Consider the following 12,474-nt stretch of genomic DNA (forward strand, 5'->3'; position numbering starts at 1 on the left):
GATCCCAAGACCTCGGTGGTGAACGGGAACAACCAGGTGCACACCTGCAAGAACGTCTACGTGACCGATGGGGCCTTCATGGCCTCTGCCAGCTGCGTGAACCCCTCGCTCACCTACATGGCATTCACCGCAAGGGCCGCCAACCATGCCGCCCAGGAACTCAAAAAAGGAAACATCTAATGGAAAGAAGATCAGCACTCAAGAACATGGGGATGGCCTTCGGCTACGCCGTGGCGACCCCCACACTGTTAAGCCTGCTCCAGGGCTGCAAGGACAAACCGGCCTATGCGGAATGGACGCCCGGCTTTTTGGACAAGGGACAGGGACAGGCCCTGGCCACCACCCTGGACGTGATCCTTCCCAGGACCGATACCCCCTCGGCCACCGAGGTGAACGTGCACGCCTTCATCGACTCCTATCTGGACGAGGTGATGCCCCTGGACCAAAGGGACTTCACAATGATGAAGATGGAGAAGTTCTATGACAGGGCATTGGAGGGCTCCGGCAAGACGGAGCTGGCGGAGCTGGAGGCGGCGGACATCGAGCCGGTGCTCGCCACCTACCTGAAAAAGCGCACCGACGAGGAGGAACAGGCGCACAACGAGGCGGTGATGAACTACATGCAGGCCATCATGCAGGGGGGCGAGGCCACCCTGGACGACGAGGTGGCGCGCTACACCTTCGCCAACGAGCTCAGGGACCTGGCCACATGGGCCTACAAGTCCTCTGAGAAGGTCGGCGAGGAGGTACTGGCCTACCTGCCCATCCCAGGGGAGTACATCGGCTGTGGGGACCTACAGGAACTCACCGGTGGGAAGGCCTGGTCCGAATAGCGACAGGGACATACGACAAATAAAAGGGCCTCCCGAAACGGGAGGCCCTTTTAAAATAAAAAAGGAAACCTGACAATTTGATGATTTTTAACTTGCTTGATTACCAACCCACAAAAAAAGTATCGGTAAAGGCAATTGAATGCGCTGCCATTTAATTTCCTCACTACAAATGCTTAATTTCAGTTCAATTCTAACTAATTCAAAAAAATGACTTTTAAAATTGCAAACCTCAAGGCATTGCTGTTTTCAGCAACAGTGTCTTTGGCATGTGCATACACGAGTATTGCGCAAAATGTGCCATCCCCCGAAGACGTGTACGGCTTTCGGGTAGGAGACGACTACAAATTGGCGGATTATGCCCAAATAGAAGATTATCTGACTAAGTTGGACAATGCTTCCAACCGCGTCAAAAAAATCGAAATAGGGGAAACCGTCCTTGGCCGCAAAATGTACCTTCTATTTATTTCTACGGAAGAAAACTTGGCCCAGCTTGACAAATGGAAAGACATCAGTGCCAAATTGGCCCGTGCTCGTATCAGTGATGACGAGGCGGTAAAACTATCGGAAGAAGGTAAGGCCATCGTTTGGGTCGATGGAGGAATGCACTCTACAGAATTGGCCCACGGACAGATGACTTCTGAACTGGCGTATACCTTGGCCACTTCCGAAACAGCAGAAATGAAACGGATCAGGGAAAATGTGATCACACTTCTCATGCCCGTCATGAACCCCGATGGGTTGGATATTGTAGTGGACTGGTACCGAAAAAATTTGGGAACCCCTTATGAAACCTCCAGGCCACCCATCTTGTATCATTACTACATGGGCCACGACAACAACAGGGACTGGTTCATGAATAACATGCCGGAAACCTATAATGTAACCAAAATATTGTACAACGAATGGTATCCACAGATTGTGTACAACCATCACCAATCCTCTCCGGCTTGGACCAAGATTTCCATTCCACCTTATGCAGATCCCGTAAACCCGAACATTCATCCGGCGGTTACCTCAGCGGTTAGTGAAGTGGGTTCGGCCATGTCCAAACGTTTTTCGTTGGAAAACATGCCTGGCGCGATTGCCGATAACAACTACACCATGTTTTGGAATGGTGGGGGCCGAACCGTTCCCTATTACCACAACATGATCGGTATTCTTACCGAAACAGGACATACAACGCCGACACCAAGGTTTTATGATCCGGAAAAGCTTCCCAAAACGGTTGCGGGAACCACCCCGACCGATGGAACTGACATCATGTACCCCGACCCATGGAAAGGTGGTGAATCACACTTCAGGGATGCTGTGGACTATATGTTGGTGGGTACATGGGCCACTTTGGATTTGGCGGCCGACCGCAGAAGCAGCTACCTCTACAATATATATAGAATGGGTAGGTCCGCTATCGAAAAAGGAGAAACGGAAGGACTTTTCGCATACATCATCGATAAGAACCAATGGGATTCCTTTGAAGCGGTAAACTTGGTCAACGTATTGCTGCGTGGTGGTATTGAAATTGAAAGGGCCGCCAAAGACTTCACCGTCAATGATAAAAAATACGAAAAAGGTTCCTACGTGATTTATGCAGGCCAAGCCTTTAGACCCTACTTGATAGATTTGATGGAAAAGCAGAACTATCCCACACGTTTTCAATATCCAGGAGGGCCACCGGACACCCCTTATGATTTGGCCGGATGGACCTTACCTATGCAAATGGGCATCGATGTGGACAAAATTGCGGAACCTTTTAAGGCCCCAACCGAAAAAGTTTCAGGGCAGGTGGATTATTATGAAGGAAGCGTAAACAAAAATGGATCTTTCGGATATGCCCTTAGTGTGAACACCAATGCATCCGTGGCTGCCACCAATAAAATATTGAAGGCTGGAGGAACGGCCTACAGGGCCATGACAGAGTTCAAATCTGGAAAAGAGACCTTTCCCGCGGGTTCTTTCGTAGTTTCTGGCGACAAGGCTCTAATGGAATCTTTGTCCAAGGAATATGGTTTGGAATTTACGGGATTGATGGCCAAGCCAGAAGTACAACTGACCAAGATCCACTTACCAAAAGTTGGGCTCTATAAATCTTGGGTTTCCAATATGGATGAAGGATGGACCCGTTTTGTGATGGACGAGTACGCTTTTGATTTGGATACCCTTCATGACAAGGATATCAAAATGAAGGATTTGTCCAAATACGACGCCATCATCATACCGTCCCAAAGACCTGGCTCCATTTTGCATGGCAACAGCGTATTGGATATGCCCGAACAGTTTACAGGTGGTGTTGGATTGGACGGTTCCATGGCATTGAGCAACTATGTGGAAGAAGGAGGTACCTTGATCGCTTTTGATGAGGCCAGCGATTTTGTCATCGAACAATTTGGTTTGCCTTTGCGTGATGCAGTGGAAGGTGCGGACAGCAAAGACTTCTTTATTCCCGGGTCGTTGATCAGAACAGGGATTGACACCACGAATCCTTTAGCGTTCGGGATGAAGGACACCGTTGCGGTTTCGTTCAATAGAAGTCGTGCTTTTGTGATCGACAAGCAAAGAAAATCTGGAGAGGGAGGCAAAGAGGACATCAAGGATGCCCCAGCCCCTGATGTAAAAGTCATTGCCACGTATGCAGCCAAGAACCTGCTAATGAGTGGTTGGGCCATGGGTGAAGAGCGCTACATTGCCAAGAAACCTGCCTTGGTTGAGGCCAAGTACGGTAAGGGCACCTGTATCTTGTTTGCCTTTAGGCCACAGTTCCGTGGGCAACCAAGGGGAACCTACAAATTGATTTTCAATGCAATTTATGAAGGAGCTTCGGAATAGGAAGAACCTTATATAAGTATAAAAGCCCCATCCAAATGGATGGGGCTTTTTAGTTTTCACTTTCAACATGTTATCCACAATTAAAAAGGACAACTTTTTATTCGACTTTTTGTACTGAAAGGCAGGCTTTATCAACGGAAATGTAGGGTTGTCAACAATTTAATTGTTGAGTTCCTGTGGAAATCAGGTGACTGGTTTTTCAATATGGAATCAATTCAAAACCATAATTTTATCTAATCAAAAATAAAAAGGACTGTGTGCAGACAGTCCTTAAAAGCTCCGTAGTTCAATGCATAGAACAATGCTGTACGAAGGCATAGGTTACAGGTTGGAATCCTGTCGGAGCTACAATAAAGGGAGGGATATTTTTCCTCCCTTTTATATTTATAAAGATATGGAAAAAGGCAATTTAACTCTTTTCCTCCAATAGCTTAAATATGAACAAATCTGACTTTTAGAGGTATCGACAAAATAAACTCAAAATTACCTAAAAAGAATCGCAATGGCACCTATGGCCGTTACGATCAAAATAAAGCGCTTGTAATTTTTTTCGTTGATTTTTTTCACCAAGAACACACCCAAAAAGAGCCCTGCAAAAATGGCAGGGAGCAACCGTAGATTGATGGCGAGACTTTCTTCGGAAATGGTGTTCCATACCCAAATATGGAAGGGCAGTTTAAAAAGATTGGTGATCAAGAATAACCAGGCCGCCGTGCCGACAAATTCGTTTTTTGGCAAGCGCATGGCCAAAAAGAAAATATTGGTGAAGGCCCCGGCCAAATTTCCGATCATGGTACAAATACCCGCCAAGATGCCAATGGAGCCGGAAAACAACCAATAGGTGGGCACTTTTTCCGATTTTCTCCTATCCCACCAGATCAACATGCCCAAACTCAAAAAAATAACAATGGCCATCCCCCATTTGAACTCTCTTTCCGGAAGGTCCTTACCGATTATCACCCCAACCAAGATGCCAAGGATCATCCAGGGAATAAACTTCAAAATATATTTCCATTGGGTATGTCGATTGTAATAGACCACTGCAAACACATCACCTACCAATAATAAGGGAATAAAAAGTCCGGTCGAAGCGCGGGAACCGAAGGCAAGTGCCATCAGGGTTACATTAAAAATGGACATTCCCTTGAGGCCTGCTTTGGACACACCCATGAGGAAAACTGCGGTGGCGGCCATGGTCCAAGCGGTTATTGAAACATTGGAAAGGGAAGAAAGTAGCATGAAGAAGCATTGGTCGTATACAAAAGTAACCCAAAAAAACTATCTTTATCTCTTGCCAAACCAAACGTATGGAACTTCATCTTATAGATTACATTATCATTTTTGGGTTTTTTGCCCTAGTACTTTTTATCGGAATCTACGTATCCAAAAAATCCGGAAAGGATTCAGCAGAATACTTTTTATCGGGGCGCAGTATGCCCTGGTGGCTCTTGGGTTTGTCCATGGTGGCCACCACATTTTCTACGGACACCCCTAATTTGGTGACCAATTTGGTTCGTTCCAATGGGGTTTCCGCCAACTGGGGCTGGTGGTGTTTTTTGTTGACGGGGATGTTGACCGTTTTTGTATATGCAAAGCTTTGGAGGAAATCTAATGTGAATACGGATCTGGAGTTTTATGCCATTCGATATGGAGGCAAACCCGCCAGTTTTTTAAGAAAGTTCAGGGCCATTTATCTTGGGGTATTATTTAATGTGATTACCATGGCCTCGGTTACTTTGGCGGCCATAAAGATTGGAGGTGTCATGTTGGGCCTAGATCCTTGGGTTACGGTGGTAAGTGCCGGCCTAATTACCGTTATTTTTAGTGCCCTAGGCGGGTTTAAGGGTGTGGTCTATAGTGATTTCTTTCTCTTTTTCGTGGCCATGGCTGGAGCCATAGGAGCAGCGATTTATTTGGTTAATCTACCAGAAGTAGGTGGTTTGCAAGCAGTGCTGGAAAATGAGAATGTAAAAGGAAAATTGAGCATACTTCCTGATTTCAACGATAAAAAAGCACTGATCACGGCATTGATCATACCTTTGGCGGTTCAATGGTGGAGTTCATGGTACCCAGGGGGAGAACCTGGGGGCGGGGGCTATATCGCACAGCGAATGTTGGCAGCAAAAAATGAAAATCATGCCATTGGCGCCACTTTCTTTTTTAATATCATGCACTATGCCCTTCGTCCGTGGCCATGGATTTTGGTGGCTTTGGCCTCGTTGGTGATTTATCCCGATGTTGCCAGTATCCATGAAGCATTCCCCAATGTCACGCCGGATAAATTGGGGCATGATTTGGCATATTCAGCAATGATGACAAAATTACCTACGGGTCTTTTGGGGGTTGTTCTGGCCTCACTCGTAGCCGCGTACATGTCCACCATTTCCACCCAATTGAACTGGGGGTCATCCTATATCGTTTATGACTTTTACAAACAGCAGATAAACCCTAATGCTTCGGAAAAACAAATGGTTAACGTGGGGAGGTTGTCCACGGTGCTATTAATGGTGTTGAGTGCATTTTTGGCCTTGGCCCTACAGGATGCCATGGGAGTGTTCAACCTATTGTTGTCCTTTGGTGCCGGAACGGGACTTATCTTCATTTTACGTTGGTTCTGGTGGCGTATCAATGCATGGAGTGAAATTACCGCCATGTTTTCTTCGGGAATTTTGGCAGTGTTATTGGAAACCACTTCCCTACGAGAAGTTTTGTTTGCCCCTGAAACCGGAGTTTTCCCAGAGTGGGCCGATTTACCTTTTATTATGGTAGTGACCTCCATTATCTGGTTAACGGCCACATTTGTGACCCAGCCCGAAAGCAAAGAGGTACTGCGAAGTTTCTATCTAAAGATTCAGCCTGGTGGTCCAGGATGGGCCAAGGTTGTGGATGAAGCCAAAAAAGAACATGTGGAAATCGTCAAGACCAATGAAAAATGGAGTGTGCCATCAGGCATAAAGGCCATGCTGGCCGGTGTTGTGCTGATTTACTCCATTATGTTTGCCACAGGGTATTGGATTTATGGAGATTACAAGTTGGCCATGGGCCTTACTGCCTTGGTTGTGGTTTCTGCCTTTGTGCTCTTAAGGGTTTGGAAAGGAATGAAAAACGTTTTTTAATCCCGAAGTTCCAACAGCCTAGACACATATTTTCCAACTACATCAAACTCTAGGTTAACCGTTGTGCCTACTTTGTAGGTATGGAAACGGGTGTGCTCATAGGTATAAGGAATGATGGCCACACTAAAGCGGTCTTTTTGGGAATCCACAACGGTCAAGCTAACCCCATCCACGGTAATGGATCCTTTTTCAATGGTCACATTGTTGAGGTCGGTATCATAGGTAAAAGTGAAAACCCAGCTGCCATCCTTTTGTTCAATGGAGGCACAAACGGCTGTCTGATCCACGTGACCTTGAACAATATGGCCGTCCAAACGGGCGCCTAGCACCATGGCACGCTCTAGATTTACCTCATTTTCCAAGGTGAGTTCATCAAGGTTGGTCTTGTTCAGGGTTTCTTCTATGGCGGTAACGGTATATTGGTCATCCCTCAAGGAAACCACTGTTAAACACACTCCGTTATGGGCAACGCTTTGATCTATTTTTAGTTCCGATGTAATATCCGAAGAAATGGTGATGTGCAGATTACCCCCTTCTTTTTCAAGCTTTTCAACTTTACCCAAAGTCTCTATGATCCCTGTGAACATGTGTATTATTAATTGACTAGTTTTGTATTGCAAAAGTAGCCATAACGGCATTGATTATATGGAGGAAACGCAAAAAATAAAGCTGGGGATTTCCATTGGTGACATCAACGGCATCGGGTGCGAAGTGGCACTCAAAACCTTTGAGGATGCAAGGATGTTGGATTTTTGCACCCCGATCCTATTTGCATCGAATAAGACCATATCCCAACAAAAGAACGATTTGGGAATCGATATCACTTTCAACGGGGTAAGGGATGCCTCCCAAGCCTTGGAAGGAAAGATCAACATTGTGAACGTCTGGAAAGAGGCTCCCCATATTGAATACGGACAGGCCACCAAAGAAGCAGGGGCTCTGGCCATTCAATCCCTAAAGGCGGCGGTAAGAGCTTTAAAAGATGGCGAAATCGACGTATTGGTCACGGCGCCCATCAACAAGAACAACATACAGGCCGATGATTTTAAATTTCCCGGCCATACCGACTATTTGGCCCAAGAACTGAAAGGGGAAAGCTTAATGTTCATGGTGGCAGATGGGCTTCGTGTAGGATTGCTGACCGATCATATTGCGGTAAAGGATGTGGCACAGGCCATAACGGCAAAATTGATTCGCAACAAGGTTGCGATTATGGAAAAATCGCTTCAAATGGATTTTGGGATCCGCAGGCCAAAGATTGCCTTGTTAGGGATAAACCCGCATAGCGGTGATAATGGGACCATAGGGGAAGAGGACGACAAGATATTGAAACCGGTGATCCAAGAACTTTTCAACAAAGGCACTCTGGTGTACGGACCGTATTCGGCCGATAGTTTTTTTGGTTCGAATACCCACCAAAATTTTGATGCCGTGTTGGCTGCCTATCACGATCAAGGCCTGATTCCGTTCAAGACCCTTTCCTTTGGAAAAGGGGTGAACTATACCGCAGGATTGGCCAAGGTGCGAACATCGCCCGATCACGGAACCGCCTATGAAATTGCGGGAAAAGGCCAGGCGGACGAGAGTTCGTTCAAGGAAGCGGTATTCACCGCAATTCAGGTATTTAGGAACCGGATGGAGTATATGGAATTGACTAAAAATCCACTTCAAAAGCAAAAGGTCAAGCGCGGCGGCTAAAAAGTTGCGCGAAATGTGGATATTTGTTGGTGTTGGAATTGCAGTTTTGTAAATAAGTAGTATCTTTGCACCCGCCTTTAGAGGCTGGTACACAAACCTTAAGTGTAGAAATGATGAAGCTGAAAGAGTTTAATATCCCTTTTTCAGGTCTGAAGTTGGGAAAACATGAATTTGTGTACGAGATTGACAATGCGTTCTTTGAATCTTTTGATTACCAAGAGTTTAGCGGAGCTTCAATCCATACCAAAGCCATCTTGGAAAAGATGAGCAACATGATGGAATTGAGGATTGAGGCTGAGGGAACCGTCAACGTGGACTGTGACCTTACTGGGGAACCCTTTGATCAACCTATCGAATCGGAATTGCATCTCGTCATCAAATTTGGAGAGGAGTACAATGATGAAGATGATGAGATCCTGATCATTCCCCATGGAGAATATCAGATCAACATTGCACAGTACATCTATGAAATGTTGGTACTGGCCGTTCCACAGAAACGGGTGCATCCTGGAGTTGAGGACGGAACCCTAAAATCGGACATCTTGGACAAGCTGGAAGAACTCCAGCCAAAAGAGAATAAAAAACCAGCAGAAAAAACAGATCCCAGATGGGACGATTTAAAAAAGTTACTAACGGATAAATAGGTTATAATGGCACATCCTAAAAGAAAGACATCAAAAACCAGAAGGGACAAGAGAAGAACCCACTACAAAGCAGTTGCGCCGACCATCGCCAAAGATAGTGTAACAGGTGAGATGCACTTGTACCACAGAGCGCACTGGCACGAAGGTAAATTGTATTACCGAGGCCAGGTTTTGATCGACAAAGCAGAGGAAGAAACTGCAGCTTAATCGCATTTCCTATAAAATAGACCGACTCCCGTTGCGTAACAACGGGAGTTTTTTTATGGACCATAGTTAAATTTAAAAACGGGCCATTTTTAACGGGAAAGTCATATAAATTGACTAATTTTCACCGCTTTTGGGTCAAATTTCAAAGTTTTTGACAATAAAGAGAGGCTAAAAATGAAGAAAACAACGGCAGCGATTACAGCTGTAGGAGGATATGTTCCAGATTTCATTCTTTCCAATAAAATATTGGAAACCATGGTAGATACCAATGATGAATGGATAACCACACGAACTGGAATCAAAGAGAGAAGAATCTTAAAAGAGGAAAATGCCGGAACATCTTTTATGGCCATCAAGGCTGCGGAAGATTTGATTCAAAAAAGTGGCGTGGATCCATCTGAAATAGACTTTGTATTGGTGGCCACCGCCACTCCCGATTTGCCTGTTGCCGCCACTGCGGCCTATGTGGCTTCGGAAATCGGCGCTGTGAACGCCTTTGCATACGACCTGCAGGCGGCCTGTTCCAGCTTTTTATATGGCATGTCCACTGCGGCAAGTTATATTGAGTCTGGCAAATACAAAAAAGTGTTGTTGATCGGGGCGGACAAGATGTCCTCCATCCTCGATTACACGGACAGGACCACATGTATCATTTTTGGTGATGGTGCCGGTGCCGTACTTTTCGAACCCAATGAGGAAGGATTGGGAGTGCAGGATGAATACCTCCGTTCGGACGGTATAGGAAGGCAGTTCCTTAAGATTGATGCGGGAGGTTCCATTTTACCGGCGTCGGAAGAAACGGTTAAGAACAAACAACATTTTGTATATCAGGACGGCAAATCCGTGTTCAAGTTTGCCGTTTCCAATATGGCCGATGTGTCCGCGTTGATTATGGAAAGGAACAACCTCACCCATGAAGATGTGCAATGGTTGGTGCCGCACCAGGCCAACAGAAGGATTATCGATGCCACGGCCAACAGAATGGGTGTAGAGCCCGAAAAAGTCATGGTGAATATTGACCGTTACGGAAATACCACCTCTGCTACATTGCCCCTGTTGTTGTTCGACTACGAGAAGCAATTGAAAAAAGGCGACAATTTAATTTTTGCCGCTTTCGGGGGAGGATTTACTTGGGGAGCCATATATTTGAAATGGGCCTATAATTCTTAATCACACAACTAACAAAAACATATTCGATGGACATTAAGGAAATTCAGAATTTAATCAAGTTTGTGGCCAAATCGGGAGCCAGTGAGGTAAAGCTGGAGATGGAGGATTTTAAGATCACCATCCGCACAGGATCCGATTCAAACTATCCAGAAACAACGATTGTGCAACAGATACCAATGGCACATGCACCGGCCACTCCGGCTGCACAAGCGCCAGTTGCAACGGAAGCAGCCGTTCCGGCCGCCCAAGCCCCCAAGGCGGAAGATTCCAAATACATTACCATAAAATCCCCTATCATAGGAACATTCTACAGAAAACCATCACCGGACAAACCCGCTTTTGTGGAAGTGGGGAGCAATATCAGCAAGGGCGATGTGCTTTGTGTGATCGAGGCCATGAAACTTTTTAATGACATTGAGTCTGAAGTTTCAGGAAAGATCGTTAAGATATTGGTGGATGATTCCTCTCCTGTGGAATTTGACCAACCCTTGTTCTTGGTAGACCCATCATAGATAATTTTAAGTGCTAAATTTTAAGTGACTAAGTGTTAGTTATTTAAAACCATTTAAAATTTAGAATCCAGAATTTAAAATTGTATTCTATGTTTAAAAAAATATTGATTGCAAATAGGGGCGAGATAGCCTTGCGCATTATACGTACCTGTAAGGAAATGGGCATCAAGACTGTTGCAGTGTATTCCAAAGCAGATGAGGAAAGCCTACACGTACGGTTTGCGGATGAGGCTGTTTGTATTGGCCCCGCACCTAGCAGCGAGTCGTATTTGAAGATTCCCAACATTATTGCCGCTGCGGAAATTACCAATGCTGATGCCATCCACCCAGGATATGGGTTCCTTTCCGAAAATGCTAAATTTTCCAAGATTTGTGCAGAGCACGATATCAAGTTTATTGGAGCCTCCGGGGAACAGATAGAAAAAATGGGCGACAAGGCCACGGCCAAGGAAACCATGAGAAAAGCAGGAGTACCCACGGTTCCGGGTTCCGAAGGACTTTTGAAGGATGTAGAACACGCTAAAAAGGAAGCCAAGAAAATGGGCTATCCCGTCATGATCAAGGCCACTGCCGGTGGTGGTGGTAAGGGTATGCGCGCTATTTGGTCCGAAGAGGAGATTGAAAAGAACTTCGAAAGCGCTGTAAAAGAAGCCACAGCCGCCTTTGGCAATGGTGGTATGTACATGGAGAAGCTTATCGAGGAACCCCGTCACATTGAGATTCAGGTGGTGGGTGATCAATATGGAAAAGCATGCCACCTTTCCGAAAGGGATTGTTCCGTTCAGCGTCGTCACCAAAAGTTGACCGAGGAAACCCCGTCGCCATTTATGACGGATACCCTTCGTGATGAAATGGGAAAGGCGGCTGTAAAAGCTGCAGAGTACATCAAATATGAGGGAGCGGGAACCATAGAGTTTTTGGTGGACAAACACCGAAACTTCTACTTTATGGAGATGAATACCCGTATTCAAGTAGAGCACCCCATTACCGAACAAGTGGTGGATTATGATTTGATCCGCGAGCAAATTTTGGTTGCTGGCGGTGTACCGATTTCTGGGAAGAACTATTATCCAAAATTGCATTCCATCGAGTGTAGGATCAATGCCGAAGACCCTTATAACGACTTTAGGCCATCACCAGGAAGGATTACGACACTTCATACTCCAGGAGGTCATGGGGTTCGTTTGGACACACACGTGTACAGTGGTTATGTGATTCCGCCAAACTACGATTCCATGATCGCCAAGTTGATTACCACGGCCCAGACCAGGGAAGAGGCCATCAACAAAATGCGAAGAGCCTTGGACGAGTTTGTGATCGAAGGTATTAAGACGACTATTCCGTTCCATCGACAGTTGATGGACCATCCCGATTATTTGGCGGGTAACTATACCACCAAGTTCATGGAAGGTTTCAAGATGGACCCAAAATATCAAGACGAACATTAATTTGAGACCCCGATGAAAGTCGG

12 protein-coding genes and 1 tRNA gene are annotated in these 12,474 nt (G+C 45.8%); 11 read left to right on the plus strand and 2 right to left on the minus strand.

The window, feature by feature from the left end:
* The 4 genes from D2V05_RS10090 to D2V05_RS10105 all read left to right on the plus strand — a co-directional run.
* On the plus strand, nt 1–180 hold a 180-nt coding region (locus D2V05_RS10090), incomplete at its 5' end, for a GMC oxidoreductase (RefSeq protein WP_147378257.1).
* Nucleotides 180–833, plus strand: coding sequence for a gluconate 2-dehydrogenase subunit 3 family protein (locus tag D2V05_RS10095; RefSeq protein ID WP_119647470.1), 654 nt, complete (start codon nt 180–182; stop codon nt 831–833). The genes D2V05_RS10090 and D2V05_RS10095, both read left to right, overlap by 1 nt.
* A gap of 207 nt (nt 834–1,040) precedes the next feature.
* Complete coding sequence (locus D2V05_RS10100) at nt 1,041–3,656, plus strand: M14 family metallopeptidase (protein WP_119647471.1); 2,616 nt, start codon at nt 1,041–1,043, stop codon at nt 3,654–3,656.
* A 275-nt stretch (nt 3,657–3,931) separates the two neighbouring features.
* Nucleotides 3,932–4,004 (plus strand) — tRNA-Arg (locus D2V05_RS10105).
* Between the two features lie 135 nt (nt 4,005–4,139).
* On the opposite strand, the gene D2V05_RS10110 is transcribed toward D2V05_RS10105, so the two are convergent.
* Nucleotides 4,140–4,895 (minus strand): sulfite exporter TauE/SafE family protein, encoded by a 756-nt coding sequence (locus D2V05_RS10110; protein ID WP_119647472.1) that lies wholly within the window; start codon nt 4,893–4,895, stop codon nt 4,140–4,142.
* Nucleotides 4,896–4,963: 68 nt separating this feature from the next.
* Here D2V05_RS10110 and D2V05_RS10115 point away from each other — a divergent pair, with 68 nt between their 5' ends.
* Entirely contained in the window at nt 4,964–6,772 is a 1,809-nt protein-coding gene (locus D2V05_RS10115) for a sodium:solute symporter family protein (RefSeq protein WP_119647473.1), read from the plus strand.
* Here D2V05_RS10115 and D2V05_RS10120 read toward each other — a convergent pair.
* Nucleotides 6,769–7,359: a riboflavin synthase gene (locus tag D2V05_RS10120; protein WP_119647474.1), complete on the minus strand. Its 591-nt coding sequence runs from the start codon at nt 7,357–7,359 to the stop codon at nt 6,769–6,771. The two genes, D2V05_RS10115 and D2V05_RS10120, sit on opposite strands and share 4 nt — an antisense overlap.
* Before the next feature lie 58 nt (nt 7,360–7,417).
* Between D2V05_RS10120 and pdxA the strand changes: the two genes are divergently transcribed.
* The 6 genes from pdxA to accC all read left to right on the plus strand — a co-directional run bounded on the left by pdxA (nt 7,418) and on the right by accC (nt 12,451).
* The gene (pdxA, locus tag D2V05_RS10125; RefSeq protein ID WP_119647475.1) at nt 7,418–8,470 is read left to right on the plus strand and encodes a 4-hydroxythreonine-4-phosphate dehydrogenase PdxA; all 1,053 of its coding nucleotides are present in this window, start codon (nt 7,418–7,420) and stop codon (nt 8,468–8,470) included.
* Nucleotides 8,471–8,580: 110 nt separating this feature from the next.
* Nucleotides 8,581–9,114 (plus strand): YceD family protein, encoded by a 534-nt coding sequence (locus D2V05_RS10130; RefSeq protein ID WP_119647476.1) that lies wholly within the window; start codon nt 8,581–8,583, stop codon nt 9,112–9,114.
* A gap of 6 nt (nt 9,115–9,120) precedes the next feature.
* On the plus strand, nt 9,121–9,321 hold the full coding sequence (gene rpmF / locus D2V05_RS10135; protein WP_119640925.1) for a 50S ribosomal protein L32: 201 nt from the start codon (nt 9,121–9,123) through the stop codon (nt 9,319–9,321).
* 174 nt (nt 9,322–9,495) lie between these two features.
* On the plus strand, nt 9,496–10,491 hold the full coding sequence (locus D2V05_RS10140) for a beta-ketoacyl-ACP synthase III (RefSeq protein ID WP_119640926.1): 996 nt from the start codon (nt 9,496–9,498) through the stop codon (nt 10,489–10,491).
* 26 nt (nt 10,492–10,517) lie between these two features.
* On the plus strand, nt 10,518–11,003 hold the full coding sequence (accB, locus tag D2V05_RS10145) for an acetyl-CoA carboxylase biotin carboxyl carrier protein (RefSeq protein ID WP_119647477.1): 486 nt from the start codon (nt 10,518–10,520) through the stop codon (nt 11,001–11,003).
* 89 nt (nt 11,004–11,092) lie between these two features.
* Nucleotides 11,093–12,451: an acetyl-CoA carboxylase biotin carboxylase subunit gene (accC, locus tag D2V05_RS10150; RefSeq protein WP_119647478.1), complete on the plus strand. Its 1,359-nt coding sequence runs from the start codon at nt 11,093–11,095 to the stop codon at nt 12,449–12,451.
* The last annotated feature ends 23 nt before the right edge of the window (nt 12,452–12,474 follow it).

It is taken from the genome of Flagellimonas pelagia (assembly GCF_003584135.1).
In the GTDB taxonomy this organism is placed as follows: domain Bacteria; phylum Bacteroidota; class Bacteroidia; order Flavobacteriales; family Flavobacteriaceae; genus Flagellimonas; species Flagellimonas pelagia.

Excerpts from the sequence above, each read along its gene's own strand:
- pdxA (WP_119647475.1), top strand. The coding sequence starts at position 7,418 with ATGGAGGAAACGCAAAAAATAAAGCTGGGGATTTCCATTGGTGACATC.
- D2V05_RS10110 (WP_119647472.1), bottom strand. The coding sequence starts at position 4,895 with ATGCTACTTTCTTCCCTTTCCAATGTTTCAATAACCGCTTGGACCATG.
- D2V05_RS10130 (WP_119647476.1), top strand. The coding sequence starts at position 8,581 with ATGATGAAGCTGAAAGAGTTTAATATCCCTTTTTCAGGTCTGAAGTTG.
- D2V05_RS10100 (WP_119647471.1), top strand. The coding sequence starts at position 1,041 with ATGACTTTTAAAATTGCAAACCTCAAGGCATTGCTGTTTTCAGCAACA.
- D2V05_RS10120 (WP_119647474.1), bottom strand. The coding sequence starts at position 7,359 with ATGTTCACAGGGATCATAGAGACTTTGGGTAAAGTTGAAAAGCTTGAA.
- D2V05_RS10115 (WP_119647473.1), top strand. The coding sequence starts at position 4,964 with ATGGAACTTCATCTTATAGATTACATTATCATTTTTGGGTTTTTTGCC.
- rpmF (WP_119640925.1), top strand. The coding sequence starts at position 9,121 with ATGGCACATCCTAAAAGAAAGACATCAAAAACCAGAAGGGACAAGAGA.
- accB (WP_119647477.1), top strand. The coding sequence starts at position 10,518 with ATGGACATTAAGGAAATTCAGAATTTAATCAAGTTTGTGGCCAAATCG.
- accC (WP_119647478.1), top strand. The coding sequence starts at position 11,093 with ATGTTTAAAAAAATATTGATTGCAAATAGGGGCGAGATAGCCTTGCGC.
- D2V05_RS10140 (WP_119640926.1), top strand. The coding sequence starts at position 9,496 with ATGAAGAAAACAACGGCAGCGATTACAGCTGTAGGAGGATATGTTCCA.
- D2V05_RS10095 (WP_119647470.1), top strand. The coding sequence starts at position 180 with ATGGAAAGAAGATCAGCACTCAAGAACATGGGGATGGCCTTCGGCTAC.